This is a genomic window from Sphingobacterium hungaricum, assembly GCF_015210005.1.
GTDB lineage: Bacteria > Bacteroidota > Bacteroidia > Sphingobacteriales > Sphingobacteriaceae > Sphingobacterium > Sphingobacterium hungaricum.
In genome coordinates, this window is record NZ_MU158698.1 from 1679305 (window position 1) to 1705411 (window position 26107).

26 protein-coding genes are annotated in these 26107 nt (G+C 38.9%); 15 read left to right on the forward strand and 11 right to left on the reverse strand.

What is annotated here, in order from left to right; translation table 11 throughout:
- Positions 1–38: 38 nt before the first annotated feature.
- Positions 39–425 (reverse strand): Co2+/Mg2+ efflux protein ApaG, encoded by a 387-nt coding sequence (gene apaG, locus C4F49_RS10500; protein ID WP_196935802.1) that lies wholly within the window; start codon positions 423–425, stop codon positions 39–41.
- A 169-nt stretch (positions 426–594) separates the two neighbouring features.
- Here apaG and C4F49_RS10505 point away from each other — a divergent pair, with 169 nt between their 5' ends.
- From C4F49_RS10505 to C4F49_RS10525, 5 genes are all read left to right on the forward strand, one after another.
- A complete protein-coding gene (locus C4F49_RS10505) occupies positions 595–1305 on the forward strand; it encodes an SAM-dependent methyltransferase (RefSeq protein WP_196935803.1) in 711 nt (236 codons plus the stop codon).
- Positions 1306–1333: 28 nt separating this feature from the next.
- A complete protein-coding gene (locus tag C4F49_RS10510; RefSeq protein WP_196935804.1) occupies positions 1334–1795 on the forward strand; it encodes a hypothetical protein in 462 nt (153 codons plus the stop codon).
- Entirely contained in the window at positions 1785–2882 is a 1098-nt protein-coding gene (locus C4F49_RS10515; protein ID WP_196935805.1) for a Nif3-like dinuclear metal center hexameric protein, read from the forward strand. Before C4F49_RS10510 ends, C4F49_RS10515 begins: the two co-directional genes overlap by 11 nt.
- Entirely contained in the window at positions 2883–3626 is a 744-nt protein-coding gene (locus tag C4F49_RS10520) for a zinc ribbon domain-containing protein (protein WP_196935806.1), read from the forward strand.
- A gap of 194 nt (positions 3627–3820) precedes the next feature.
- Entirely contained in the window at positions 3821–7132 is a 3312-nt protein-coding gene (locus C4F49_RS10525; RefSeq protein ID WP_196935807.1) for a S41 family peptidase, read from the forward strand.
- A gap of 59 nt (positions 7133–7191) precedes the next feature.
- On the opposite strand, the gene C4F49_RS10530 is transcribed toward C4F49_RS10525, so the two are convergent.
- Positions 7192–9687 carry a phosphocholine-specific phospholipase C gene (locus tag C4F49_RS10530; RefSeq protein WP_196935808.1) on the reverse strand — a complete coding sequence of 832 codons (2496 nt, stop codon included), beginning with the start codon at positions 9685–9687 and terminating at the stop codon, positions 7192–7194.
- Between the two features lie 121 nt (positions 9688–9808).
- On the opposite strand from C4F49_RS10530, the gene C4F49_RS10535 reads away from it, so the two are divergent.
- From C4F49_RS10535 to C4F49_RS10550, 4 genes are read left to right on the forward strand one after another with little or no spacing between them, the layout of a single operon-like run.
- Complete coding sequence (locus tag C4F49_RS10535) at positions 9809–10765, forward strand: CPBP family intramembrane glutamic endopeptidase (RefSeq protein WP_196935809.1); 957 nt, start codon at positions 9809–9811, stop codon at positions 10763–10765.
- Positions 10719–10949, forward strand: coding sequence for a putative signal transducing protein (locus C4F49_RS10540; protein ID WP_196935810.1), 231 nt, complete (start codon positions 10719–10721; stop codon positions 10947–10949). Before C4F49_RS10535 ends, C4F49_RS10540 begins: the two co-directional genes overlap by 47 nt.
- Entirely contained in the window at positions 10939–11736 is a 798-nt protein-coding gene (locus C4F49_RS10545; RefSeq protein WP_196935811.1) for a phosphatidate cytidylyltransferase, read from the forward strand. Before C4F49_RS10540 ends, C4F49_RS10545 begins: the two co-directional genes overlap by 11 nt.
- Positions 11736–12398, forward strand: coding sequence for a DUF2461 domain-containing protein (locus C4F49_RS10550; RefSeq protein WP_196935812.1), 663 nt, complete (start codon positions 11736–11738; stop codon positions 12396–12398). Before C4F49_RS10545 ends, C4F49_RS10550 begins: the two co-directional genes overlap by 1 nt.
- A gap of 197 nt (positions 12399–12595) precedes the next feature.
- On the opposite strand, the gene C4F49_RS10555 is transcribed toward C4F49_RS10550, so the two are convergent.
- Entirely contained in the window at positions 12596–13789 is a 1194-nt protein-coding gene (locus C4F49_RS10555) for an anhydro-N-acetylmuramic acid kinase (RefSeq protein WP_196935813.1), read from the reverse strand.
- A gap of 67 nt (positions 13790–13856) precedes the next feature.
- On the opposite strand from C4F49_RS10555, the gene gcvH reads away from it, so the two are divergent.
- The gene (gcvH, locus tag C4F49_RS10560) at positions 13857–14237 is read left to right on the forward strand and encodes a glycine cleavage system protein GcvH (protein ID WP_196935814.1); all 381 of its coding nucleotides are present in this window, start codon (positions 13857–13859) and stop codon (positions 14235–14237) included.
- 73 nt (positions 14238–14310) lie between these two features.
- Here the strand turns inward: gcvH and C4F49_RS10565 are convergent, their stop codons facing one another.
- The 8 genes from C4F49_RS10565 to mqnB all read right to left on the reverse strand — a co-directional run bounded on the left by C4F49_RS10565 (position 14311) and on the right by mqnB (position 22788).
- Entirely contained in the window at positions 14311–15999 is a 1689-nt protein-coding gene (locus C4F49_RS10565; RefSeq protein WP_196935815.1) for a TonB-dependent receptor domain-containing protein, read from the reverse strand.
- Between the two features lie 47 nt (positions 16000–16046).
- Positions 16047–17180 (reverse strand): TonB-dependent receptor, encoded by a 1134-nt coding sequence (locus C4F49_RS10570; RefSeq protein ID WP_196935816.1) that lies wholly within the window; start codon positions 17178–17180, stop codon positions 16047–16049.
- 10 nt (positions 17181–17190) lie between these two features.
- Complete coding sequence (locus C4F49_RS10575) at positions 17191–18216, reverse strand: alpha/beta hydrolase (RefSeq protein WP_196935817.1); 1026 nt, start codon at positions 18214–18216, stop codon at positions 17191–17193.
- Positions 18217–18228: 12 nt separating this feature from the next.
- The gene (locus C4F49_RS10580; protein WP_196935818.1) at positions 18229–19065 is read right to left on the reverse strand and encodes an alpha/beta hydrolase; all 837 of its coding nucleotides are present in this window, start codon (positions 19063–19065) and stop codon (positions 18229–18231) included.
- Between the two features lie 125 nt (positions 19066–19190).
- Positions 19191–20090 carry a helix-turn-helix transcriptional regulator gene (locus C4F49_RS10585; RefSeq protein ID WP_196935819.1) on the reverse strand — a complete coding sequence of 300 codons (900 nt, stop codon included), beginning with the start codon at positions 20088–20090 and terminating at the stop codon, positions 19191–19193.
- A gap of 102 nt (positions 20091–20192) precedes the next feature.
- Positions 20193–20936 (reverse strand): DUF6263 family protein, encoded by a 744-nt coding sequence (locus tag C4F49_RS10590; protein WP_196935820.1) that lies wholly within the window; start codon positions 20934–20936, stop codon positions 20193–20195.
- Positions 20937–21048: 112 nt separating this feature from the next.
- Positions 21049–22035, reverse strand: coding sequence for a pyruvate dehydrogenase complex E1 component subunit beta (locus C4F49_RS10595; protein WP_196935821.1), 987 nt, complete (start codon positions 22033–22035; stop codon positions 21049–21051).
- A gap of 132 nt (positions 22036–22167) precedes the next feature.
- Entirely contained in the window at positions 22168–22788 is a 621-nt protein-coding gene (gene mqnB, locus C4F49_RS10600) for a futalosine hydrolase (RefSeq protein ID WP_196935822.1), read from the reverse strand.
- A 56-nt stretch (positions 22789–22844) separates the two neighbouring features.
- On the opposite strand from mqnB, the gene C4F49_RS10605 reads away from it, so the two are divergent.
- The 5 genes from C4F49_RS10605 to C4F49_RS10625 all read left to right on the forward strand — a co-directional run bounded on the left by C4F49_RS10605 (position 22845) and on the right by C4F49_RS10625 (position 26058).
- The gene (locus C4F49_RS10605) at positions 22845–23258 is read left to right on the forward strand and encodes a 6-pyruvoyl trahydropterin synthase family protein (protein ID WP_196935823.1); all 414 of its coding nucleotides are present in this window, start codon (positions 22845–22847) and stop codon (positions 23256–23258) included.
- 18 nt (positions 23259–23276) lie between these two features.
- Positions 23277–23909, forward strand: a complete 633-nt coding sequence (folE, locus tag C4F49_RS10610) for a GTP cyclohydrolase I FolE (protein WP_196935824.1) — start codon at positions 23277–23279, stop codon at positions 23907–23909.
- A gap of 138 nt (positions 23910–24047) precedes the next feature.
- On the forward strand, positions 24048–24683 hold the full coding sequence (locus tag C4F49_RS10615) for an O-methyltransferase (RefSeq protein ID WP_196935825.1): 636 nt from the start codon (positions 24048–24050) through the stop codon (positions 24681–24683).
- A 22-nt stretch (positions 24684–24705) separates the two neighbouring features.
- Positions 24706–25212 carry a glucosaminidase domain-containing protein gene (locus C4F49_RS10620; RefSeq protein WP_196935826.1) on the forward strand — a complete coding sequence of 169 codons (507 nt, stop codon included), beginning with the start codon at positions 24706–24708 and terminating at the stop codon, positions 25210–25212.
- Positions 25213–25227: 15 nt separating this feature from the next.
- Complete coding sequence (locus C4F49_RS10625) at positions 25228–26058, forward strand: glucosaminidase domain-containing protein (protein WP_196935827.1); 831 nt, start codon at positions 25228–25230, stop codon at positions 26056–26058.
- Positions 26059–26107 lie beyond the last annotated feature (49 nt).

Below are 26107 nucleotides of genomic sequence, written 5' to 3' on the forward strand. Positions count from 1 at the left end.
AAACACCAGATTATACTACGCTTAAATTACAAAATCTGCTAATTTAATAAGTACGCAGCTTCTAGTGTGAAGCGCGGAATATCGACCATAAACGTCTCTCCCGTCAGGTGATTTTTCATTTCGTAAAATCCTTCCATGTAACCCATATCGGATTTTAGGTTGCAACCAGAAGTATATTGATGGATTTCACCGGGATTTAAAATCGGCTGTACGCCAACGACACCTTCGCCATCGACCTGTTTGTATTCGCCAATGGTGTCAAAAATATCCCAATGCCTATTGAGTAGCTGTACGGTAAAATGACTTAAATTTTCAATCGTAATCCGATAAGCAAACATAAAATGTTTATTCTCCGGATTAGAGTATTCAGATTGGTAGGTCGCTTCTACTGAAACTTTTACACCTTCAGTGATTTGAGTAGTCATTTGTTTTCTTTTTATCAAAGATAAAAATTTTATCATTTAAGACAAGTTTTTATCAAAATCGAGCGAATTAAATTTTTAATCCAATCCTTCTATAGGAACAAACAAATCTATTAACCCAGCGCAACAATATTTGACTGAGAAAAAACAAGAAATTACCTTACTTTTGAGCATGAGTTTAGGAAAACTATATCTAATACCAGTTCCTTTGGCAGAAGAAGCGGCAGACGCTTCATTTACTCATTTTCATTATGAGCTTATCAATCAATTGGATGAGTATATTGTGGAGAATGAAAAAACAGCACGGAAATTTTTAAAGCAATCGGGATTAAAGAGACCGCAAAGTGAATTGATTATTCACGATTATGGAAAACATATTCGAAGCAAGGAAAATAAGGTGGATTTTCTAGCAGCAGCAATGAAGGGGAAAGATATCGGACTGATGTCGGAAGCCGGCTGTCCGGGTGTTGCCGATCCGGGAGCAGATATTGTTGCTGATGCTCACAAAAAAGGAATTCAAGTCATCCCTTTAGTTGGACCTAGCTCCATTCTATTGGCATTGATGGCTTCAGGATTCAACGGGCAGAGATTTTCATTTCATGGCTACTTGCCTATTGACAAAGCGGAGCGCACAAAAAGAGTGAAAGAATTGGAAGCGATTTCATCGAGGGATAAGCAGACACAAATCTTTATCGAAACACCTTTCCGCAACAACCAGCTTTTGGCCGAATTGATCCGTTCTTGCAAACCGCAAACAAAAATTTGCGTAGCGTCAAACTTAACCTCCAAAGAAGAATTCATACTAAGTCTTCCCGTTTCTAAATGGAAAAATAAAGAGATTGACCTTCATAAAAAGCCAACGATTTTTTTACTTTTTGCATAAGGAATAAATATTACGTAATATAGAAACCATGTCGGAGGATATTATAGCAGAATTTCAGGTTTTAGTGATTATCATATTTGTTGTGCAAATGACATTATGGCTTTTATTTGCGAACACCATACGCAAAACATTAAATTTGATCGCAGAAGAAAATCGATGCATTCTTCCAAACCAAGCTTGGTTTGTCGCAATTCCTTTATTTAATATTTATTGGAATTTCCAAGTGGCCAGAAGGCTATCTGATTCGCTGACAAATGAATTTTTTGACAGAAAGATTGAAGCTGAAGAAAATCCGACACATCGGGATGGATTTCTTTATTCCATAACAAATTTGTTGTGCTATATTCCATTTCCACCATTTTGGATTATATTTTTACGCACAATCAGTTTCATAAATTTTGTCACCTATTGGTTTAGGATTAACCAATGCCGGATCTTATTAATAGAACATAATAAATGGAAGGAGGAAACAAAGAACAATGAAGATTAAAGAACTAACACAGTATTTAGAAAGTATTGCGCCTTTAGCATATCAGGAAAGTTATGATAATTCAGGACTGCTGGTTGGAGATCCAAATGATGAAATCCAAAAAGCATTAATTTCATTGGATTGCACCGAAGCCGTTGTGGATGAAGCAATCGCAAAAGGCTGTGACCTAATTATTTCCCACCACCCTATCGTTTTCAAAGGATTAAAAAAGTTCAACAATAAAAACTACGTTGAACGCACGGTTATTAAAGCGATTAAGAACAACATTGCGCTGTATGCCATTCATACCAATCTGGATAATGTTTTCGGAGGCGTTAATTCTAAAATAGCCGAAAAATTGGGTTTGATCAATACGGCAATTTTATCTCCTAAAAAAAATCAGCTTAAGAAATTAGTAGTCTATGTTCCGCGTGCTTCGGTTGAAGAAGTTCGCGAAGCGTTGTTTGAAGCGGGAGCCGGAAGCATCGGTGATTACGATGAATGCAGTTTTAACAGTGCCGGCTACGGAACATTCAGGCCTTTAGCCGGAGCAAATCCAACGATTGGACAAATTGGAGAACAGGAGCGTGTCGAAGAAACGAAAATTGAAGTTGTCTATTCGGGGATCCGAGAAAGAGAGATTTTATTGGCGATGTTTGCTGCGCATCCTTACGAAGAAGTTTCGTATCAGATTGTCACATTGGAAAATTCAATTGCTTCCATCGGAGCTGGAATTATTGGGAATTTGGCAACGCCATTGTCACCAACAGATTTTCTCGCATACATTAAGGATGGTTTAAAATTGAACTGCATCCGCCACACAAAATTGATTGATACTAAAATCGAACGCGTCGCTATTTGTGGCGGTGCTGGAGGATTCTTGCTCGCCGATGCGAAACGCTCTGGGGCTGATGTATTTATCACGGCAGATTACAAATACCATGAGTTTTTCGATGCTGAAGACGAACTGATCATCGCAGATATCGGACATTTTGAAAGTGAACAATTTACACAAGAATTATTGTTGGATATAATTCAGAAAAAATTTGCTACCTTTGCTGTCCTATTGACGGAAATAGACACAAATCCCATTAAATACTATTGTTAAATGGAACAAACTGTAGAAGAAAAATTAAAAGCATTATGGACGTTGCAAACGATCCATACAAAAATAGACAAAATTCGCCAGGTACGCGGTGAATTACCTATTGAGGTGGCCGATTTAGAAGATGAAATCGCAGGCCTTGACACGCGTATTGAAAAAATCAGAACGGAATTAGACGACCTGGAAGATTCAATCGTGAAACGCAAGAATATGATTAAAGATGCGCAAGTAGCTATTAAGAAATATGAAGCGCAATTGAACGAAGTGAAAAACAATCGTGAATACGATGCTATCTCTAAGGAAATTGAAATTCAAGGTTTAGAAATTCAAGTCTGTGAAAAACGTATCAAAGAAGCTGAGTTTGAAATCAAAAACAAAACAGAAGCTTACGAAGACACAGAAAAAAACTTGGATTTTTCTAAAGGTGAATTGGCAGTTAAGAAAGGTGAATTAGACACCATCACTGCTGAAACGCAAAAAGAGGAAGATGCGCTTTTGAAAAAAGCAGCTTCTGCTGAGAAAAATATTGATGACCGCTTATTGAAAGTTAGTGGAAAATTACGTGGATCGTTCCGCAACGGATTAGCTATTGTTTCTATTGATAGAGATAGTTGTTCTGGATGCCACAATAAAATCCCTGCTCAATTGCAGTCAGAAATTCGTCAACGCAAAAAAATCATTATCTGCGAACACTGCGGAAGGATTTTAGTCGATGAAGGCATTGTTTTCGAAGAGGAAAACAAGTAAAAAAATAAAAAGGTATTAAGGCACGAGATTTCGTGCCTTTTTCTGTGAAAGTCAATTGTTTCTATTTGACCAAAAAGAACCCTAATGATTTTCATTCCATTTGAATGTTACTCATTAGGGTTTTATTGCAACAAGTTTGCTATAAAGCTGTTTGATTGACGCAAATGGCTATTTTTATGAATTATTATCTAAAAATGAATATATACACTAAAATTTTGACTGCATTCGTGCTATTGATTAGTGCGAGTTTTCAGCTGTTGGCGCAGCAGGAAACATTGCTTTTGCGCAATCCGACAATCAGCGACACGCATATCGCTTTTGTCTATGGCGGGGACATTTGGATTGCCGAAAAAAGCGGAAACAATCCAAGACGTTTAACGGTTAATCCGGGCGTAGAACAGAATCCTATTTTTTCTCCTGACGGAAGCCAAATTGCATTCACAGGAAATTACGATGGAAATACGGATGTGTATGTGATTTCGGTATATGGTGGAGAGCCAAGACGGATCACCCATCACCCAGCATCGGATGTTTTGCGTGGATGGTTAAACAACAACGAAGTTTATTTTACAACGTCTCGCGAATTTGATTACTCGTTGGGTTCAAGACTATACAAAACCAACATCAACGGAGGTCGCGATGAGGCACTAATCATGCCGGAGGCGTACCAAGGTTCTCCCTCAGAAGACGGAAAATTTTGGGCTTACATCAAAAATGGAGACCCAACCGAGCGTGACCGCGTAGCTTTTAAAAGATACAGAGGCGGAGGAATGCCATCGATTTGGATTTTTGACACCAAATCGCATGATATTCAAGTCGTTCCAGGTGAACGTTCAAATGACGTAAAACCAATCTGGTTAGGAAGTAAAGTCTATTTTCTTTCTGATAGAGATAAAATCGTCAACATTTTCAGCTATGATGTGAAAACTAAAAAAGTTGAGAAGTTAACGAATTACACGGATTATGATGTTCGTACTTTACAAGGTCGTAAAAACGAATTGACTTACGAATATGCAGGAAAACTGCATATCTTAAACACAGATTCAAAAAACAGCAATGCATTGACTATTTCGGTTAATGCGGATGCATTGTACAAAAGAACGCATTACGATGAAATGAGCGCTGGCATTCGCGGCTGGAACATTTCTCCGACAGGACAGCGCGCTTTGTTTGAGGCAAGAGGCGAAATTTTTTCAGTGCCTAAAGAAAAAGGCGACGCAAGAAACATTTCAAATTCTCCTGGATCGCACGAACGGTTCCCGTCATGGTCTCCAAACGGAAAGTGGGTTTCATACATTTCGGATGTTAGCGGAAAATACCAATTGGTTCTTCGTGACCAAAAGGCGAGCGACGCCCCTGTTTACATTTCTTTAGGAGATAAAAACTTTTATTTCCAACCGGAATGGTCTCCAGACAGCAAGAAATTGTTTTATAGCGATGCGCATTTAAATTTATTTTATGTGGATATCGATACAAAGCAAGTTGTTCAGGTCGATAATGATTATGACGGTTCGAGTTTAGGACGCACAAGCAATCCATTCCAACCAAGCTGGTCATTTGATTCTAAATGGATCGCATACACAAAAACATTGAAAAATGGCGTTTCTGCGATATTCATGTATAACTTGGATAACAAGAAATCTACGCAGATTACTGACGGAATGAGTGAGGTCAGCAGTCCTACTTTTACGAGAGACAATAAATATTTGTTTTTCACAGCGAGCACGAACACAGGTTTGACGAATTCAGGCTTACACATGTCGGCTTATGAGCGTAGTCCATCGTACAATGTGTATGCGTTTATTCTGTCAAGCGAAACACCATCTATCTTCAAAAATGAAAGCGATGAGGAGAAAGTGACGGAAGAGCCTGCGGCTCCTGAGAAGAAAAAGGAAGAGCCAAAAGACGAAAAGAAAACGACTAAGAAAGGCGACAAAAAAGAAGGCGATAAGCAAGACGAAGAGGAAACTAAAAAAGAAAAAGTTACTCCGATTAAAGTAGATTTCGATAATATTCAAAACCGTATCGTAGCGATAGATCTTCCTGCGGGGTATTACCGTTTGGATGGTTCAGTTGATAAATCCTTGATGTATATGCGCGGAAGAACAATCTATGCATACGATTTGGAGAAATTAGAAGAGAAATCTTTGGTTGAAAATGCAAACGGTTTCGCGGTTAGTGCAGATGGTAAGAAAATGCTGTACGGAACGCAAGCTGGATTTTTTATCAATAATGCTGGCCAAAAGCCTGCTGGCGATGCTGGAAAAATCAAAACAACAGACATCAAACAATTGGTTGATCCTGCGGCTGAATGGAAGCAGATTTTCAACGAAGTTTGGGCTTTGCAAAAAGAGTATTTCTATGTAGAGAACATGCATGGTGCGGATTGGGATGCGGTCAAAGTAAAATACGAGAAATTCCTTCCTTATGTGAATCACCGTTCGGATTTAGGTTACTTAATCAACGAAATGATGGGAGAAATGGTCGTTGGACACAACTACATTTACCCGGGTGATGAGCCATCGTCGCCGTCTGTTAACGCAGGTGTATTGGGCGCTGATTATGAAATCGACAAAGGAAGATACCGCATTAAGAAAATTTATACACGTTTGGATTGGAATCCTTCGTTCAAAGCGCCTTTGGCTGAGCCAGGGTTGAATGTCAAAGAAGGAATGTACATTCTTTCTGTTGATGGCGTAGAATTGACGGAAAGCACCGATATCTATAAATTATTTGATTTCAAAGTTGATAAGCAAGTAACCATAAAAGTGAACACAAAACCAAGTTTTGATGGCGCTAAAGATGTCGTCGTTAAACCAATATCTTTTGGAAACGAAATCGCTCTTCGCCGTACAGAATGGGTTGAAAATAACCGCAAGAAAGTAGATTTGGCAAGTAATGGCCAAATTGCGTATGTGTACATGCCAAACACGGGTCAAGAAGGATATACGTCATTCAATAGATATTACTTCTCTCAGATGGACAAAAAAGCGTTATTGCTTGATGAGCGTAATAATGGCGGAGGTTCAGTTGCGGATTATGTAATTGATTTGCTGTCCCGAGAATTAATCGCAGGATGGGGAATTCGTGACGGAAAAAGCTTTACGACTCCAGGAAATGGAATTTATGGACCGAAAGCGATGATCATCAATGAGAATGCGGGTTCTGGAGGCGATATGATGCCTTACATGTTCCGATTCAAAGGATTAGGAAAATTGGTTGGACGTACCACAATGGGAATTTTGGTTGGAATTTCTGGCTACCCTCCTCTATTGGACGGTGGAAGAATCACCTCTCCAAACTTTGGTGTATTTGATTTAAAAGGAAATTACATTATCGAAAACGAAGGTGTAGCTCCAGATATTTTTGTTGAACAGACTCCAAAAGAATTATTGCAAGGAAGAGACCCGCAATTGGAAAGAACAATTCAATTGTTGCTGGAAGAAATGAAAACCTACAAATACCAGGAAATCATTAAGCCAGCTGACCCGATCCGCGTAAACTAAGCGAATCGATAGCAAGAGAAATGGCGTCAACTCAAAAGTTGACGCCATTTTTTTAAAACTTAAATTCTTCCCATAAGCGGATCCGTTTTGCTGTCGTTGCCAGTTTCTACCCGTCCAGCAAATTGACGTTCAAATAATGGATAGTCTGGCAGTTTTACTGAAAAATCATACCAGTTGTGACTCGATTGGTTATCTATCGAGATTGATACTTCCTGTTGTGGTGCAAGTTTTTCTTCTCTGCGAAAATTATGATAAGCATTCGTTAAAACAGCAACTTTTATCGTTTCAGAAACGGAATTATTTTTAAGTTTCAATTCAATATTTCCTGTCGGAATGCCTTTTTGATCGATTGCATATTGACAAGAGATTGATAGATCGGGGTCTTTATCATTTCCTAGAAAAGTCCGATAAAAACCATTTGGACCATAAGCTTTTAATTGATAATGCTTGTTGTCAAAGTCCGTTAGTGGCCAATGATAATTTATGGAGGCTATATCTGTAGCAAATGTCCAAGAACGAACCCCGTCTTTATGTTTCTCTCCTGAATACACTAAAAACGGCGAAGGCAAGGATTTCTCTTTAAAGAAATTCTGCGAAGCAGAAAAACTCAAGGCAATGCTGTCTTCTTGTTGTCGTCCGTCAATGTACAGCTCATAAGCCAAGGCATTGGAAGGACGTATGCCCTTTTCTTGCTTAGGCAATAACGGATGATGCAAAGGCATCTGTTGAATGTCGCTTATTTCATTCGGATTAAATTGTCTAAAGCCATTTGGTGCGGGCAATTCTTTTGTTGCATTGATGTTTGCAATTTGCTGATTGCGGTCAAGAAAGAATGGCAGGTCAATTTTTTCACCTTGATATTGCCGAAAGGCAGAAGTTAAGTCGCCAGTTATTTTTCTTCGCCAAGAGCTGATATTTTCTTCGAATATTTCCTTGTTGAACTTTTTATTTAAGAAAACTTCTAGAAATTGCAAAGTCGAGGTAATATCACAGACTTCAGAATTCACCCAGCCTCCTTTTGACCAAGGGGAAACGATTAACAAAGGAACGCGATAACCCAAACCAACAGGTCCTTCCGTCGCCTGGTTTTCGGCTACGCCACTTGCTAATTCCTGTTCTTTAAATACATATTCAGAAGAATAATCTAGCGCTGAAGAAGTTTTTCCAGAATCTGGATCTTTTGGGTTCGGAGCAACAAATGGCGGAACATGGTCAAAATAGCCATCATTTTCATCGTAATTGATAATGAAAATGGTTTTCTTCCAAACCTCCGGTTTATCCGTTAAGATTTTCAAAACTTCGGATACATACCAGGCGCCATACATGGGAGCCGAAGGATGGTCGGAAAAATTTTGCGGAGCAACCAACCAAGAAACCGTCGGCAATTTTTTGTCTTGAACATCCTTTCTGAATTGATAGAGCACATCGCCTTTGGGAACAATGGTATCTTGATCGTCGATTTTAACCGTCTCTACCGAATGATAAGTTGCATCTAATTCATTTGTGCTGAAGGCTTTCTGATGCAAAGCTTTTTGAAAGGATGAAAGAGAGTTGAATTTTTCCTCGCTAAAATCCATGACTTCTCTTTTGTAAGATTCGAGCTGTTCTTGCTTCTGTTTAAGCGATTTTTGAGGTTTTTGAATGTCTTTATTCGCGGTTGCTTTTATCTCGTTTTCCAAGCCTAGAATCTCGTTTGGAAGTTGTGCAATGCGTTTGTGCAAGAAATCGAGGTGGCTTTTTTTAAACCTAACTTGATAGTTTGCAAACCATTCCAAATTGTTGTCGGTAAAATTTCCAAGCCAAGGCTCCGCAGCTCCGTCCAGATCATTTTGCAACGAAATCTCATTCTGATAGACCTTCCAGGAAATATGGTTTTCTTCTAAGCGCTCGGGAAACGTTTTCCAATGTGCCAATTTATTGTAATAGGTATCCGAGTTTCGGACCAAAGGCTTTGCTCCTTTTTCGGGTACACAGGTTCCTGTCCAAAAGAAATGCCTGTTGGTCGTTGTCCCGGTTATGGACGAACAGAAATGCTGGTCGCAGATCGTAAAAGCATCTGCTAAAGCATAGTAAAATGGGATATCTTCTCGTATGTAATAGCCTAGCGTAAGCGGTAAACCGTTGAAATCTTTTCTTCCGGAGCGTTTAGCTTCTAGCCAATTATCATGCTTTCCGTTATTTCTAGCGGCCATTTGATTTTCCCAAGAATGGGGTAAATCACTTGTCCAAGCCGCTTTGGAATTTTTAATATCCAGGCGGAATGGCGCAAAAGTTTTCCCGTCGCGATAGGACTGAAGCCAAACCGGATTTTTATTGGGCAAGCTGATCGCGCGCGGATCGTTGAATCCGCGAACGCCTTGCAAAGTTCCGAAGCTATGGTCAAACGAGCGATTTTCCTGCATCAGCAATACGACATGCTCAGCATCTAAAAAAGTAGAGCCTAATTCTGGATTTATAGCTAAAGCTTTTTGGATCGAAGCGGGCAATTGGCTAAATAAACCAAAGGAACCAGCTAATAGACCAGCCTTTTTTATAAAATCTCTCCTGTTTTCCATAGTCTGGATATAAATTATTTTTGAAAAAAAACGATTAATTTTAATTACACTTGTTTTAAAGATAGACCGAGGTTTATAAACTCTATCTTTGTATAAAAGTAAAATTTTTTAAAGAAGAATTATGCAACAAAAGCCAAATAGCCCTTGGTATTCATTGATGATACTTTTGATCTTGACGCTTGCACTTAGTGTTTTTGTTTCAATAGCCCTTGTTCTAATTGAGATAATCAGATCTGGGTCGCTGCACAATTTTGTTTCTAATGGTCAGACATTCTCCTTCGGTTCTATTGAGAGCGAATGGGCGCTCTATCTTTTTCTAGCTTGCGGAAGTATTGGAACTTTTTTTCTTCCTGCCTATTTTCTGCAGCGGATTGAAAAAGACCAAGTGATTTATTTTCCAAAAGACAGCGCGGCCCCCGCAATCTATGGGCTTGTGTTTTTATTTCTTCTTGCGTTCAGCCCATTGATGGGAATCATTGGTGAATGGAACATGAACATGACCTTGCCAAAATCATTTGAAGCTCTTGAAACCTGGATGAAGACACAGGAAGACCAAATGGCTGGGCTGACCGAACGTTTAGTGATGGTAACTTCCTGGGGCAGTCTATTCGCAAACCTGCTCGTGATGGCATTGATTCCCGCAATTGTTGAAGAGTACTATTTTCGCGGTGTTTTGCAGAACATCGCACAACGTATTGTTATTAATCCGCATGTGGCAATTTTTATTACGGCCATTATTTTTAGCGCGATCCACGTGCAATTTTATGGGTTTTTTCCGAGGATGATTTTGGGTGTTTTTTTTGGATACCTTATGCTCTGGTCAAACAACATTTGGGCTCCGATATTTGCCCACTTCGTGAATAATGCATCCGTTACGATCATCGCTTTTTATTATGCGCAGCAAGGAAAAACCTATCAAGATTTGATGTCTATGGATTCCTACTCTATATTTGTGTATATTGCAAGCTTAGTTCTGAGCATAGCTTTCGGCTATCTCATCTTTAAATTATCGAATAAAAAACAGCCCACGCATGGAGAAGAATTGGACGAAAGTCAGAACATATACGAACGAAATTAAAAGCGAATTTTTAAAACAGCTTTTAGAGCAAAATGATATTCCAACTGTCGTGATGAATAAAAAGGACTCTTCTTATTTGTTCGGTAAAATCGAAATTTATGTCAGTGATAGTTTGGTTGCGCAAGCAGAAAAAATTATTGAAGAGTTTGAAAGTGAAAAAAGTTTAAACTGGGATGAAGACTAGAGCAATTACCGGATTTTTCTTTATCGCGGTCGTTATTGGTGCTATTTTGCTTGGAGATATTTCGTTTGTTCTCTTTTTTTCAATCTTAGCTGCCTGGAGCACCTATGAATTTTACACATTGGTAAGTTCGGAATTGATCAAACCATTAAAAATTCTTGGAGTTGGCTCTGCTGTTGTCTTTTCAGGATTGGTATCGACTTATTTCCTTGGTTATCTTGAGGGAAAATTTATTTTATTGGGACTGCCGTTCCTGTCGCTGACGTTTATTTTGCCCCTATTTCAAAAACGAGAATTACCATTCAACGATATTTCCTATACGCTTTCTGGCCTGCTATATGCGGCTTTTCCATTTGTATTTTTTATTGCGTTGGGTTTTATTTCAGGGGTTTATAATCCATTTTTGCCACTCGGGTACTTGATCATCCTTTGGTCGAATGATACGGGAGCGTATTTGGCAGGAAGGAGTTTTGGGAAAAGAAAACTATTCGAACGCATTTCACCGAATAAAACTTGGGAAGGTTTTATCGGCGGATTGATTTTGGCTGCGGTCGTCGCTTTAAATTTGCATCAATATTTTGGTTCCATTTCGAAAATTCATTGGGTGTGCATTGCTTTGATCATCAGCACATTCGGAACGCTGGGCGATTTGGTGGAATCGATGCTGAAGCGCAGTTTGAATGTGAAGGATTCGGGTAAAATTTTGCCAGGTCATGGCGGTTTATTGGATCGTTTTGATGGCCTTTTAATCAGTACACCTCTGGTCTATTTATTTTTAATTTTTGTCTAATGAACATTAAAAGATCAACGTTTGACTTTTTGGAACAGCTTACAAAAAACAACAATAGAGAGTGGTTTCAAGAAAATAAGGCGCTTTATGATGATGCGCATCAGAATGTAAAAGATTTTATTACGGCGATGATTGTGGAACTGTCGAAATTTGACCCGCAGATCACTACCGATATTGTGGCATCCAAATGCTTGTTTCGCATTTATCGTGATGTCCGTTTTTCTAAAAATAAAGATCCGTATAAAACCTGGTTCTCGGCCGGAATTTCGCTAGACGGCAGAAAATTAGCTGGACCAGAATATTATTTTCACATTGAGCCTGAAAAGTCCTTTATCGCTTGTGGTTATTGGCGACCAGAAAAACTGCATTTGGAACTTATTCGCCAAGAAATTGACTATAATTCGGCAGCCATGAAAACGGCATTGAAGAAAGGTGGCTGGCAAGTGGAGGATCTTTCTTCTGAAGATAAATTGGTACGTCCTCCGGCTGGATATGATGCAGAAAACGAAAACATTGAGCAATTGAAATTGAAGAGTTTTATTCTCTATAAAAAATTAGAGCAAAAGGATTTGACCTCCGATAAAGCCATGCAAAATGTAATCGATGCTTGTGAAAGCATGTATCCTTTTAAGCTATTTATCCATCAGGCTTTGGATCAATAAAAAATTTCCCCTAACCCCCGAAGCGAGAACTATTGAGAAAAGACGAAGAGCTACAAAAACGTCCTGCCTTTTTACTAAAGATTGTTCCACGGAGTTTCGAGGAGCTCTCAGCAAACATATTATTGTGTTGCGGTTTGTCCCACTATTATCTGCCCATGAAAGTCTTTCCGCTTTTTTGAATTTTTACTTTTTACTTTTTAAGGAAAACTAATTTTCCCCATGCAGACAGCCGGTGAATCTTTTATCTGTTGTACATTTTCGGGTTTGCCTGCTAGGGTCTCATTCGCCAGCAAAGCGAAAAGACAAGCTTCTTTCGCATCAGGATTTAATCCCAGTTTTTCGAAAGATTCAACAGGATAGGCTTTCAGCCCGGCTCTTATTTTGTCCATCAAAAGCGGGTTATGCAAGCCTCCTCCGCTTACGTAGATACAAACATTTTCCAATCCCTGAACTTGCTTTAAAATACTATTGACAATGGAATTTGCTGAAAATTCGCAAAGCGTAGCTAATACATCTTCATGCGGAATACCAGAACTGTTTGACTTTTCTTGCGCGTTGTGCAAGTAAGCTAGACTGAATAATTCTGGTCCGGTAGTTTTTGGAAAGGATTCCGAAAAGAACACATTGCTTTCTAGTTCTGACAAAAGACCGTTCTGTACTTTTCCTTGCTTTGCAATATGCGCATCCTCATCCATTTCTTTCCCAAAATGAGCTAACGTATATTGATTCATCAGCGTATTTCCTGGACCAACATCTGTTGCATAGGCCTGTTGGTTAGTATTTGCCGAAGGCAAAAAAGTAAAATTAGCAATGCCGCCGATGTTTAATAGAATGCGGTTTTCTCGTTCGTCAGAAAAGAGCAGGTAGTCGCCATAAGCCGCCAAAGGAGCGCCCTCGCCACCAGCAGCAAGGTGCTTCTGACGAAAATCGCTGATGGTAATAATTCCTGTCTTTACAGCGATATGGTCGCCATCGCCAATCTGCAAAGTGCTGTTAGGCTGTTGCAGATTTCCGGTCAGTCGCTGCGGTGCGTGGTAAATCGTTTGACCATGTGAGGCTATTGCATCAACAGCCTGCGGAAGGATGTTCCATTCTTTTAATGCTTCCAAGATCAATTCCGCATGTTTCAGTGCAACCGATGCATTCAGCTGGCACAGAAGCTCTAAATCCACATTTTTTTTCGCAAACACAGAGCGAACGGAATTTCGGAATTCTTCATCAAACGGACTCGTTTTAAATTCGATTAATGCTAATTTCGTTCGTTTTCCACTTCCGCTTATTTTGCATAAGGCAATGTCGAGACCATCGAGCGATGTGCCTGACATTAGTCCAATAATCAGACGTTCTTTTTTTTCTGCGATTAAAAATAGGCGTTCAAGTTGCTGGTTCATACGATAAAATTACATTTAACTTTTGTATTATCATTAGTTAATTCTATTTTTGAAAAAAACAATTAATATGAATTTTCCAGCGGAATTAAAGTACACAAAAGATCACGAATGGGTTCGTGTTGAAGGTGATGAGGCTGTTATCGGGATTACCGATTTTGCACAACGTGAATTAGGTGATATCGTATTTGTAGATATCAATTCAGTAGGCGACGAAGTTGCTGCTAACGAGGTTTTTGGTACAATTGAAGCCGTAAAAACAGTTTCGGATTTATTTATGCCTGTTACTGCTACTGTATTAGAAATTAATGCAGCGATCGACGGTTCTCCGGAATTAGTAAATTCAGACGCTTATGGCGAAGGATGGATTATCCGCGTGAAATTATCAAATCCGGATGATGTTGCCGCTTTGTTGTCCGCAGATCAATATAAAGAAGAAGTCAACGCTTAAGCGCCGGTTTCTTTTCTAAATAAACAAAAAGCTCCTCGCAGATTATTGCGAGGAGCTTTTTGTTTGAGGTCGCCTAGAATTTAATAGTTGTTGTTAAATAGATGGCTCTAGGTTGAATAGATATCGTTGAAAAAGGTGTACTGTTCGAAACAGCTTGTTCGTATTGCTCACTAGTGAATGAGTTATTGCCTTCGATGACCTCTAAAATTCCACCAGGCCGAACCCAGCTCATGACACCGTAATTATTGAAAATATTGTTTACGTTTAAGGATAAATTTATTTTTTCATTAAAGCCGTATCCGGCCGATAGGTTAAATTGAGAGAATCCTGGAAGGACAAATACATTCCCGACATTTGTTTGTCGCTGACCTAAATAAGACCAAGTTGCTGACGTAAACCATTTGTTTAGCGAATATGTTGGGCTTATGTTAATAATCGCCCTGGGAGTATTGTCTGTTTCGTTGCCAGAAAATGAAATCTTCGTGTCGTCGTCTGGACCAGGATTGTTCCCCGCCCAAGATTCCAAGGTAACGATTTTTGAGCGTTGGAAGGTTGCAATTCCTCTTATGCTTAATTGTGAGTTCAGCGAGTATTCCATTTCTAATTCCACTCCTACAGTTCTGTATTTTCCATATAACATCTCTGGCGTATAAAACCCGCCATCTTCGGAAGACAAGAACTGACTGTTAGGAACGCCACTCAATATGCTGTAAAAGGGCGTTACAAATAAATTGATCTTTCCCGAACGAGCTTTTAAACCCATTTCAACTTGTCTCGTAGTTCGTTTTTGGGGGTTTAACAGCCCGATTGTTTCTTCGCGATTAGCCGCAAAATAGACATCTAAGTCCGGCGCTTTTTGTCCTTGGGAATAGCGTCCATATAAAGCCCAATTTTCATTAAACATATAATTTAAGGCCCCAGAGAATGAAAAGCTATGCAGCCGCCGATCGAATGACACAGACGTAATTCTATCCACGGTATTGTAATCATAAAACGTATTTGGATTGCCATCAACGCCGCCCTGAACTCCCGTTTTCATGTAGGCTCGTTCGTTCTGCTCTGAAACGCCCACATTCTCGTAACGAAAACCCCAATCAAAGGTGAATTCATCATCGATATTCCATGTGTGGCCAAAAAATAAGACCATTTGTTTTTGGGTTGCTTTAAAATTTAGGGAAGTCCCGTTGTCACCATTTGCTTGCCCAATTCCATCAGCATTTGTTACCATGTGTTCGCCAGCTGTACCGCCCAAAGTTGCTCCTGTGAAGGTTAACGAAAGTTGTTCGGGCCGATTTTGAATAGTGCCCAAAGCAATTCCATCAATTCCTGAATATCGATCGACATCCGAATAGCCGTAGTATCCACCAATGGTATAGGTCATATTATCAGTTGTTTTTTGTAGGGTAAATTGGTCAACAATTTCATTTACCTTGTTTTGATAACTCCCAAAAATTATAGCGAATAAGCCATTTTCTAATAAATCCTGGCCGGGAAGATTATTGTTATTTACAGTATACACGGGTAAGCCGTTAGAACCAATAGCAGAGCTTACGTTCATGACCTCTTCTCCGGTATTGACATTTTTATAGGAATAATTTCCGACTCCCAAACCCTCTAGGCCAGTTAACAAATAGTAGCTGACATAGTCTGTCGCACTTATTGTTGTGATCGTACTTGGCGTGTTATATAGAATATTATTTTTTGAAAATCGAAGGGCATTTTGGAACTTCCATCCGTCTCCTAAGTTTTGTTCCCAGTTCAAACCTGCTGATCGATAGTCGCTTTTAACCAGATTGCTTGGGTTAAAATTTATTCGCCCCCATGAATAAAGTTTGGAGAGGTATAGTCTACTCTTGGCATAAGCACACTTGAATTGATGTCGAATCCATTAGCCGGTTTTGGATTTGAATAGTTTGTTGTTGGCATAAATTGCACATAGCCATTTTTATCATTTAGGTATTTGAATAAAAATTTGAGTTTGCCGGTTGCATATTCCTTAACGATATTTGCTTTCAATTGACCACCATTATTTAAAGGATATCCAGCGAAGCGTCCGCTCTGATCATAACGATAAAAACCACCAACATTGTAATACCAATTATTCGCAATTGGTCCTCCCGTATTGGCGTCTACGCGTGCATAACTGTGGCCACTTCCATCCATTAGGCCATATTTTAATCTGATTTCGCTCTCAACAGTTTTGCCCCCAGTCTTAGAAATATAGTTAAATATTCCTCCGGGCGCGTTTGCCGCTGCAATAGAGGCGGTGCCTCCCCGTACAGCCTCAAGTCTGAATAGCGTAGCGTCGGGTCGCAGAAAAAAATCTGGGCCGTAATTTACATAGGTTGTGTTCGTTACTGGGAGATTGTCCTCTTGCATGGAAACATATTCATACCCGAAACTTCCATCTTGTGTTCCTGCCGTTATCCCGCGGCTTGCCACGCTGTTCCTGATTTCTCCCAAAGACGAATTGACGAAGACACCGGGAACATTTTTTAGAAGATCTGCAGCACTCGTGAGCACTTGATTTTCAATTAAGGATTCATCGAGTGTGCTAATGGCCACAGATGCATTCATGCGTGTCCGCTTATCAAATGTTCCAGTGACAAAAACTTCGTCCAATTTATTGATGTCTTCAACTAAAGTAATGTTCGCATGCTTGCCAGAAGTTAGCGTAAACAATTGGGTTTTATAGCCAATGTAAGAAACCTTAACAATAACTTGTGCGTTGGCGTTTCTAAACGAGAAGTTACCCTCGGAGTCTGAGAAGAAAACCAAATCTCCTTTCTCATTAGTTATTGTCGCACCCGTAATACGCTTTCCGTTTTCATCAACGATTGTTCCTAAGAAAGCGTGTGTTTGAGCAAGTACATGTTGCGATAAGGAAAGAAGAATGAGTAAAATTCCAATTTTGCAGATTGATTGAATGGATGTGATAATCATGCTGGTAGAGTTAAAGTTTTTGGTAATAGTCCTTGAAATATTCATTCATAAATGAATATAACTCAGGATACATTCGGTTTGGCAAAGCTCCGTGTGGGTATCCAGGATAATTGTGAAGTTCGACAGGAATGCCACTTTGAATTAGCTTTATTCCATATGCTAAAGCCCCATCTCGCAACGGATCGACACCACAAGTCACCAAATAAGTTGCGGGAATATTTTTAAAATTGGAGGTGATTCCTGGTAAAATATTTTCCGGCACATTTTTTAAATCGGAGTTTCCAACATACATTTCGAACAGAACTGGAATATCTGCACCCTTTATTCCGGGGATATTCCAAAGCTCTTTCACCGAAGCTCGTGAAAGATCCACGTCAGCAGCAGGAAAGAACAAAACTTGAAACGAAATTGGTGGACCTGATTTTTCTCTGTTCATTAAAACTAAACTGCCGGCGATTGAAGCTCCGGCGCTGCCTCCGCCAACAGCAATTTTTTTGGGATTGGCTTTTAGTTTTTTTGCATTGGCAATGCTCCATAAAAAAACAGAATATCCATCGTTAACTGCAGCAGGATAGGTGCTTTCCGGAGACAACCTATAATCTACAGATATGACGATAGATTTTGTATGCTGCGCAATATTGGCACAGGATTGATGATCCCAGTTCAGGGTTCCCTGAACGAATCCACCGCCGTGAAACCACAAAAAAATGGATGCAGAATCTACTCCTTTAGGTTTATAAATCCTAACGGGAATTGGTGGATCGTTCTCCAATAAACCCGGAATATTAACATAGTCAACATCTACACTATCGGAATTTGTCAAAACAGGAATTGGCATCGCGCGCTCTTGTGCCCTCAACAATTTTATTTGTTCAAGCGTTATTGGGCTGATTGGTGAAAAAGCTAACGGTGCGTAGGTCTCTATTAGCCTGTCGCTTACCTCTTGCGCTGTTAACTCTTTTACCTCGCCTTTGTGTTGAGCTACTGCGGCTATTGAAATAGCGAGCAGCAGAAATGTGATTGCTGTATTTTTCATAATCTTACTGGTTTACTTCCCATATTTTTTTATCCATGCCACTGCTTCGCCATAAATTTTGTCGCGATCATTCTTTTCCTTATTGATGTCGTGACCTGCGTTCGGAATTGGGACTAACTTGTGGATGGCTCCATTTGACAGTAAGGAATCCGCCAATGTTTGAGCATGTACAAATTGCACGACATCATCTTCTTGGCCGTGAATAATAAGTGTTGGAATTTTCTTTATTTGTTGTGTAGGACTAATCAAAAAATAAGCTGAATCTAAAGGCCTGTCATCCGAGTAAGGAATTCCCATAATTTTTTCTATCACAGGTTTTAACCCTATGCGTTCTGTGTACTTTATTACTGAAGAGTCAACAAAAGTCGTCGGCGCCGAGAATTCTACTATCGCCTTTATCTTGTTTTTCGATGTATATGCATAAAGTAAAGCTAGATGACCACCGGAACTGACGCCAGCCATTACAAAACCAGTGCTTCTAGTTTTCCAATCTGAAGACCGTGAAGCGCAATAGCGGTAAGCTAAATCTACATCTGATAGCAATTCATTGTAATGAATAGTTTCGCTAGCATACCGATGGTTAATGCTAACAACACAAATACCATGATTAAATAAGGAGTCTTGAAATTCTCTTACATTTTCTTTTGAAGCCGTTGTCCATGCGCCACCGTGAATGAGTATAACAAACGGCGTATTTTGGTCTCTATCTTTTGGCAAGAAGACATCCATAATTTGACGCGGATCCTTTCCATACGGACTGTTGAAAATCTTCTTCTCTACTAGTTCTTGGGCATGTAGAAAATACGAAGAAAATAAGGCAAAGAAAAAAAATAGACTTTCGATTTTCATAAGTCATGTTTATTTGATAACCCTTTTTGAGGATCTGAATGATTTATAATTGTAAGATTAAAGGTATTTGAATACCGATAACAGGAATGTATCGAAAAAGAAATATTTTGATACGAAAAGGAAATTTATTGATTTTTGATTTTTCGATCTTCTATGGGTAAATGACCATAAAAACGGCAGTATAGTTGTGCAAAATGGCCCCTATTGCTGTATCCTAACAAATTACAGATTTCTGTCAAGGGCAAATCTGTTTGAGAAATCAGGAGCTGGGCTTTCTCCATTCTCAATTTTATTTGGTATTGATGAATCGACAGTCCGAATAATTTTTTGAAATTAACTTTCAAATCCTGTTCGTTCAAACCGATCATTCTGCTGATCTGTTTTATCGTAATGGATGTATTAAGGTTATCGCTTATTATGGAGGCGGCATCATCGATTTTCGTGCGATTTTTTTGATAGCTTATCACATTTAGTTGATCTTCAATGTTTCCGAAATGTAGAAACTTAATCCAATAATAAATAAATTCCAGCATTTTGCTTTCTATCAACATTGAATTATAAATTTCTTTAGGGTTTATGTCGAAGATCTGTTTACTTAAAACAAGCATATTCTCGCTTGTACAGTATTTCTCGAAGCGATCGTGCAACTGCTTAAGTGGAACATCTAAATATAAATTGGGCAGAAAAAATCGAAACCCATCAATCTCGCTAATATCCCATTCGAAGCGTTTCGCGCCACATAGCGAAGCCGAACTAAACTGACCTTCTTTATTTACGCGAAAATCTATAATGCCATTGTATCCAACAGGATCATTTGATACGAAAGCTGTCGGTTTTTCGAAATTCCATTTTCCGCGAAAAAAATGGATATCATTTCTAATAAATAGCTGAATGACCCCATTTCCATATTCTTCCGGAACGCTCAGGTATTGATTATTAATACCAAAGGATTTTTTAAATAAATATTTGCTCGCTAAGCAATTAGCAAAATGATTGGGATTGATATATGGAAGCAATAATTCCATTTAAGCTTATAAGCGGTTACATAAAATTAAGAAAAAACTTTTTCTAAAAAAAATAGCCCCGCGTAATTTTCGAGGGGCTATTTTTTGATTCGAATTGGATAATTACTTAACGGAAATCGTTACATCATTAACAATCACGTTTCCTTGTATATCAAAAGAAGTCTTAACTACGCCATGTTTTGTAAAATGCGTTTTCTTGTCTAAAGTGTACAGGCCGCTCAATTGACCAATTTCTTCACCGTCTGGTGAAACAATTTTACCCAATACCTCAATTACGTAACCGTCTGCAGTTTCTTCTTTAAATGTAGAAGTTGTGGATATTGTTCCCATCATATCATTATCTACTTCTCCAGTCCATGATTCGCCTACTTTTTTTGCTCCTTCTGGTAATTCGGTTGACAGACTGTTCAACAGCGTTTCATCAATTCCTTCCCCTAATGCTTCAGGAATTATCAAATCGACAACATTTCCTTTGTTGGTCAAGATTGCGGTAATCTTTTGGCCAATAATCTTCGAAAATTCAGCTTCTAACATTTTTGACATGTCATCAGTCGCTTCTTGTTCAGAATCATAGCTTGAGCTCATCATGCCTGAATTCATTTCCGTTTTAATCTTGTTTGTCGTGTACTCAAAAGTGATGTTGTTGTTTTCCAATTTCGTTGGAAGAACAGTCATGTCCATTACCATATCCATGATCATGCTTTGGACGCCATCAATATCCATTTTGGAAGAAATGACCATGTTCAATGGTTTTCCTATCTCAGGATTGATTTTGAAGTTTACCTCTTGCGCAAATATATTGACGAAAAGAAGGCTTAACAGTATTGTAAATAAGGATTTTTTCATTGTTTAACTAATATTAAAATGTATCGAAATATATTCAAAATATATCAATATTCCATAAAAAAAATAGCCTTTTAGAATTTCTAAAAGGCTATTTTCAGGAAAGTTGTGAAGCTTACTTTTTCAAGTAACTAACTTCTTTTACGCCTTTTACGACCTTAGCGATGCTTGGCAAAGATGCCTCTACCAAGGTAGGAGCGTAAGCCAAAGGAACATCTTCGGAAGTAATTCTTGTAACAGGAGCGTCTAAGTAATCAAACGCATCTTTTTGTACTTTATACGTGATCTCAGAAGAAATAGAAGCCAATGGCCATGCTTCTTCAACGATAACCAAACGGTTTGTTTTCTTAACAGATTCTATGATTGCAGCGTAATCGATCGGTCTAACAGATCTTAAGTCGATTAGTTCAATGCTGATATTGTCTTTCTTCAATTCTTCGATTGCAGGAAGAACCACGCGAGGAATCATTTTACCGAAAGAAACAATCGTCACATCGGTACCTTCTTGGATTACATTGGCTTTGCCAATTTCTAAGTAGTACTCTTCTTCAGGAACTTCTCCTTTGTCGCCATACATCACTTCCGATTCCATGAAAATAACTGGATCTGGATCGATGATTGCAGATTTTAATAAACCTTTTGCATCGTAAGGATTTGAAGGAACAACAACTTTCAAACCTGGTGTATTTGCAAACCAGTTTTCAAAATTCTGCGAGTGCTGTGCACCTAATTGACCAGCGTTTCCTGTAGGTCCGCGAAATACGATCGGACAAGAAAATTGGCCACCGCTCATGGAATGGATTTTCGCTGCGGCATTGATAATTTGATCGATTGCTACTAAAGAAAAGTTGAAAGTCATGAATTCAACGATTGGTTTTAACCCATTCATCGCAGCTCCAACGCCTATACCTGCAAAACCAAGCTCAGCGATTGGTGTGTCGATTACTCGCTTTTCACCAAATTCGTCCAACATTCCCTGGCTTACTTTGTATGCTCCGTTGTATTCAGCAACTTCTTCGCCCATCAAAAATATGGTTTCATCTTTGCGCATTTCTTCACTCAATGCTTCCCGAAGTGCTTCTCTGAATTGTATTTCTCTCATCAGTTGATTAAATTTGTCTTATTTTTTGAATACGCAAAACTACTATAATTAATTGATATTTCGTAGACTGTCAAGCCTAAAACAAGCAAGGTTCATGTAAAAATATACTTGATTTTTCAGGAAATTAAGATTTTAAACGAAATTTTCGAGAAAAAGAATTAATCTGGAGTTTAACTGTCGCAATGCCAGCGAAATATTCCAGTTGGATTTATTTCTTGGTTCTACGTAATTTGAAATTGCTCGAATCTGTAAAACAGGAACCTGCAAACGTTCTGCTGCATAAAACACCCCCGCCCCTTCCATGCTTTCAACCGTCGATTCGGAAATTCTTTTTTTTGCATCCACAATCGATTCTGATTTCCCATGAACTTTATTAACGGTTATTCCATTCACCTTTGGAAAAACTGCTAGGATATTTTCTATTGAATACGGGATATTTTCTCGATAGATGGATTTTCCAAAACCCAATTCTTCAATGGACAAATAGTTATCCTGATCTTCTGCACCTAATTCGAAAAATTGGTCTTCAACAACCCTAACGACATCGCCCAGATTCATTTTGTCAGAAAAAGCTCCCGCAATGCCTACATTGATTAATAAATCATAGGATTTTTGTTGAAGGAATTGCCCAAGCTCAAATGCTGTGGCAACCATTCCGACGCCGGTAATCAGGTAGTCAATCTGATGGTCATTAAGAAACGGCAAGGAAGGTTTTATTTCGTCCAATGTCGCTGATACTATTAAAATACGCATGTCTTATTGAAAAGATGGAGGCACTAATATATTGAATTTTACATTATCTTTGTTTTATGATTTATATAACGCGTAGAGAACGTTTCAATGCAGCGCACAAGTTATACCGCGAAGATTGGACTTTAGAGCAAAATGAGGCTATTTTTGGAAATTGCTCTAATCCAAATTGGCATGGACACAATTACGATTTATTTGTTACCGTCAAAGGACAAGTCGATCCTGAAACCGGATACTTAATCGATTTAAAATATTTGAAAGAAGTTATTACGACCCATGTCATCAATAAATTAGATCATAAGAATATCAATCTGGATGTTGATTTCATGAAAGGTAAAATGGCTTCGACGGAAGTGATTGCTATCGAAATCTTTAAAATCCTTAAACCACATATCGAAAAGGGAAATGTGCTTTTGCATGCTGTTCGTTTGCACGAAACAGAGAATAACTACGTCGAGTATTTCGGCGAATAATCAAAAAAGTTTACGAAAATGACTACTATTAAAACCTTTGAAGAGGAAGAAATTGTCGGCTATTCAAAAGTTGACCAATATAATGCGGAGCAAGTTACGCGCATCGCAAATCATTACGAAGATATTCTATCGGCAATCGGCGAAAACCCGAAACGCGAAGGTTTGCTGAAAACACCTGAGCGTGTGGCTAAAGCTTTGCAGTTTTTAACGCACGGATACGACATTGACGCTTCTGAAATTCTTAAGAGCGCGATGTTCGAAGAAGATTATAGCCAAATGGTGGTTGTGAAAGACATTGAGGTCTATTCGATGTGCGAACACCACATGTTGCCTTTCTTTGGAAAAGCACATATTGCCTATATCCCGAACGGACATATTGTTGGGCTGAGCAAAATTCCTCGCGTAGTTGATATTTATGCACGAAGATTGCAGGTGCAAGAGCGTTTGACAAATGAAATCCGCGATTGTATTCAAGACACCTTGAAGCCAGCTGGAGTTGCGGTAGTTATGGAGTGCAAACACATGTGCATGGCGATGCGCGGTGTGCAAAAGCAAAATTCGGTGACGACGACTTCTGCGTTCACGGGAGCGTTTCAAAATGATGTTACACGTTCGGAATTTTTACGATTGATTACCGCAAAATTAGATTAATACAATTCTTGCAAAATGGGCTCAATTCGACGATTGAGCCCATTTTTTGTTTGCCAATGTTACACATACATGATTGATTATGAAATATTTAAATAAAAAATCTTTTTAATAGAAATCTTAATATGTACTTTTGCTCGGATGTTTCAAAACGAAGAGCTTTTAAATTCTTATTTGGAAAGTACCTGTGATGAAGAATCACAGCTGTTAAAAAAGATAAATAGGGACACCTATTTGAGGCAAACAAAACCTCATATGTTGTCTGGACATTATCAAGGACGCGTGCTTTCTTTATTAAGTAAACTGGCTTCGCCAAAGCGAATTTTGGAAATTGGAACCTTCACTGGTTATGCGACATTGTGCTTAGCAGAAGGATTGGTAGAGGGGGGCGAAATTCACACAATTGATATTGATGTTGAGTTGCAGGAACAAGTACAGCAATATTTTGATGAATCGCCGTATCGTGAGCAGATTCATTACCATATTGGAGACGCGCTGGATGTAATCCCAACGATCGAAGGAATGTTTGATCTGGTATTCATTGATGCGGATAAGAAGAGAAATTTAATTTATTACGATCTGTTGATCGATAGAATCCCTTCGGGAGGATTGATTTTGATCGATAATGTATTGTGGAAGGGGAAGGTTTTGGAAGATAAGCCAGACGCCCAGACCGATGCAATAAAAGATTTGAATACTACATTGGCAAAGGATAATCGGGTGAATAAGCTGATTTTGCCAATACGCGACGGGCTTTTTGTTTTACGCAAAAAGTAATGGTTTAACTAAAAAAGTAAGTATGTTAAAGACATGTAGAAACTTAGTTGTTGTCTGTTTAATTTTAACAAGCACATTCAATGTATCATTCGGACAGAAATTCTCTCCAACAACGTACATTGAAGAACACAAAGAAGTAGCACAGCAATTGATGAAAGAAACGGGTGTGCCAGCATCTGTAATTTTGGCGGTAGCAATCCATGAAAGCGCCTATGGAAACAGCAAAATCGCAAAATACCTGAATAATCATTTCGGAATCAAAGGAAAAAACAACAGCAAATCCATCAAATCAGCTTACAAAGGATACGGAAGCGTTCTGGAATCGTATAGAGATTTTGTCGGTTTGTTACAACGACGCAAGTCAACACAGCCCTTGTTTCAAAAGCAAAATAACGATGATTTTGATGTATGGATAAAAGGAATTGCTCGTTCTGGATATTCTCAATCTAGCGATTGGTCAAGAAAGGTTACAGCAACCATTGAGCATTACGATTTGGATCAGTACGACAAAAATTCGGGTCTTAATTAATTTCTTCTTTATTACATGAATAGAATTTTATTCTTTGTTTGCCTGCTTTCGATTGGCATCATGGCTTCGTGCGGTTCGCGCAAGTCAAGTGTTTTAGGTTCAAAGTCTCCGAATTCTATTCCCAATACCTCTTCAAATACGAATAAGCCAGCCTCTGCCAACGCGAATGCATATATTGAGCGCTATAAAAACATTGCAATCAATGAAATGAACCGTTACGGCATTCCGGCCAGCATAAAATTGGGGCAAGCCATTCTAGAATCCGGAATGGGCAACAGTTATCTTGCGCTAAAAGCGAATAATCATTTTGGAATAAAATGTGGAGGCGTATGGAACGGCAAAAGCGTGACTCGGCCAGATGACAACATCAATGATTGCTTTCGCGTGTATGCAAATGCCGAAGAATCATTTAAAGACCACAGCCAATTTTTGCTTCGCAAACGCTACGAAAAATTATTCGCGCTGCGAAAAGACGATTATAAAGCTTGGGCTCGAGGGCTCAAAGATGCGGGATATGCAACCAACCCAAAATACCCGGAATTGCTGATAGGAATTATCGAACGCTATGACCTTCATCGTTTTGACCGAGCAGAATCGTATGTAGAGAAAGAAACCCGCGAAGAAAAAGTTGAAGAAATCATCGTCGAAAAAGAAATCGAAGAACCTGCGGTCATACCAGAAGAAATCAAGACCCCAGTTGCCATGGTTATCTACGAAGTGAAACCATCTGATACCTTGTACAACATTAGCAAAAGATACAATGTTACCGTTGACCAATTAAAGACATGGAATAACTTGAGTACGGAGAATCTATCGGTAGGGCAGTTGCTAGTCGTAACAAAATAATAGCACATATTCTTAAATGTTGTTAAATATTATTTTTGTATAAATCTAT

Coding starts and splice junctions, on each gene's coding strand:
- apaG (WP_196935802.1), bottom strand. CDS start 425: ATGACTACTCAAATCACTGAAGGTGTAAAAGTTTCAGTAGAAGCGACC.
- C4F49_RS10505 (WP_196935803.1), top strand. CDS start 595: ATGAGTTTAGGAAAACTATATCTAATACCAGTTCCTTTGGCAGAAGAA.
- C4F49_RS10510 (WP_196935804.1), top strand. CDS start 1,334: ATGTCGGAGGATATTATAGCAGAATTTCAGGTTTTAGTGATTATCATA.
- C4F49_RS10515 (WP_196935805.1), top strand. CDS start 1,785: ATGAAGATTAAAGAACTAACACAGTATTTAGAAAGTATTGCGCCTTTA.
- C4F49_RS10520 (WP_196935806.1), top strand. CDS start 2,883: ATGGAACAAACTGTAGAAGAAAAATTAAAAGCATTATGGACGTTGCAA.
- C4F49_RS10525 (WP_196935807.1), top strand. CDS start 3,821: ATGAATATATACACTAAAATTTTGACTGCATTCGTGCTATTGATTAGT.
- C4F49_RS10530 (WP_196935808.1), bottom strand. CDS start 9,687: ATGGAAAACAGGAGAGATTTTATAAAAAAGGCTGGTCTATTAGCTGGT.
- C4F49_RS10535 (WP_196935809.1), top strand. CDS start 9,809: ATGCAACAAAAGCCAAATAGCCCTTGGTATTCATTGATGATACTTTTG.
- C4F49_RS10540 (WP_196935810.1), top strand. CDS start 10,719: ATGGAGAAGAATTGGACGAAAGTCAGAACATATACGAACGAAATTAAA.
- C4F49_RS10545 (WP_196935811.1), top strand. CDS start 10,939: ATGAAGACTAGAGCAATTACCGGATTTTTCTTTATCGCGGTCGTTATT.
- C4F49_RS10550 (WP_196935812.1), top strand. CDS start 11,736: ATGAACATTAAAAGATCAACGTTTGACTTTTTGGAACAGCTTACAAAA.
- C4F49_RS10555 (WP_196935813.1), bottom strand. CDS start 13,789: ATGAACCAGCAACTTGAACGCCTATTTTTAATCGCAGAAAAAAAAGAA.
- gcvH (WP_196935814.1), top strand. CDS start 13,857: ATGAATTTTCCAGCGGAATTAAAGTACACAAAAGATCACGAATGGGTT.
- C4F49_RS10570 (WP_196935816.1), bottom strand. CDS start 17,180: ATGATTATCACATCCATTCAATCAATCTGCAAAATTGGAATTTTACTC.
- C4F49_RS10575 (WP_196935817.1), bottom strand. CDS start 18,216: ATGAAAAATACAGCAATCACATTTCTGCTGCTCGCTATTTCAATAGCC.
- C4F49_RS10580 (WP_196935818.1), bottom strand. CDS start 19,065: ATGAAAATCGAAAGTCTATTTTTTTTCTTTGCCTTATTTTCTTCGTAT.
- C4F49_RS10585 (WP_196935819.1), bottom strand. CDS start 20,090: ATGGAATTATTGCTTCCATATATCAATCCCAATCATTTTGCTAATTGC.
- C4F49_RS10590 (WP_196935820.1), bottom strand. CDS start 20,936: ATGAAAAAATCCTTATTTACAATACTGTTAAGCCTTCTTTTCGTCAAT.
- C4F49_RS10595 (WP_196935821.1), bottom strand. CDS start 22,035: ATGAGAGAAATACAATTCAGAGAAGCACTTCGGGAAGCATTGAGTGAA.
- mqnB (WP_196935822.1), bottom strand. CDS start 22,788: ATGCGTATTTTAATAGTATCAGCGACATTGGACGAAATAAAACCTTCC.
- C4F49_RS10605 (WP_196935823.1), top strand. CDS start 22,845: ATGATTTATATAACGCGTAGAGAACGTTTCAATGCAGCGCACAAGTTA.
- folE (WP_196935824.1), top strand. CDS start 23,277: ATGACTACTATTAAAACCTTTGAAGAGGAAGAAATTGTCGGCTATTCA.
- C4F49_RS10615 (WP_196935825.1), top strand. CDS start 24,048: ATGTTTCAAAACGAAGAGCTTTTAAATTCTTATTTGGAAAGTACCTGT.
- C4F49_RS10620 (WP_196935826.1), top strand. CDS start 24,706: ATGTTAAAGACATGTAGAAACTTAGTTGTTGTCTGTTTAATTTTAACA.
- C4F49_RS10625 (WP_196935827.1), top strand. CDS start 25,228: ATGAATAGAATTTTATTCTTTGTTTGCCTGCTTTCGATTGGCATCATG.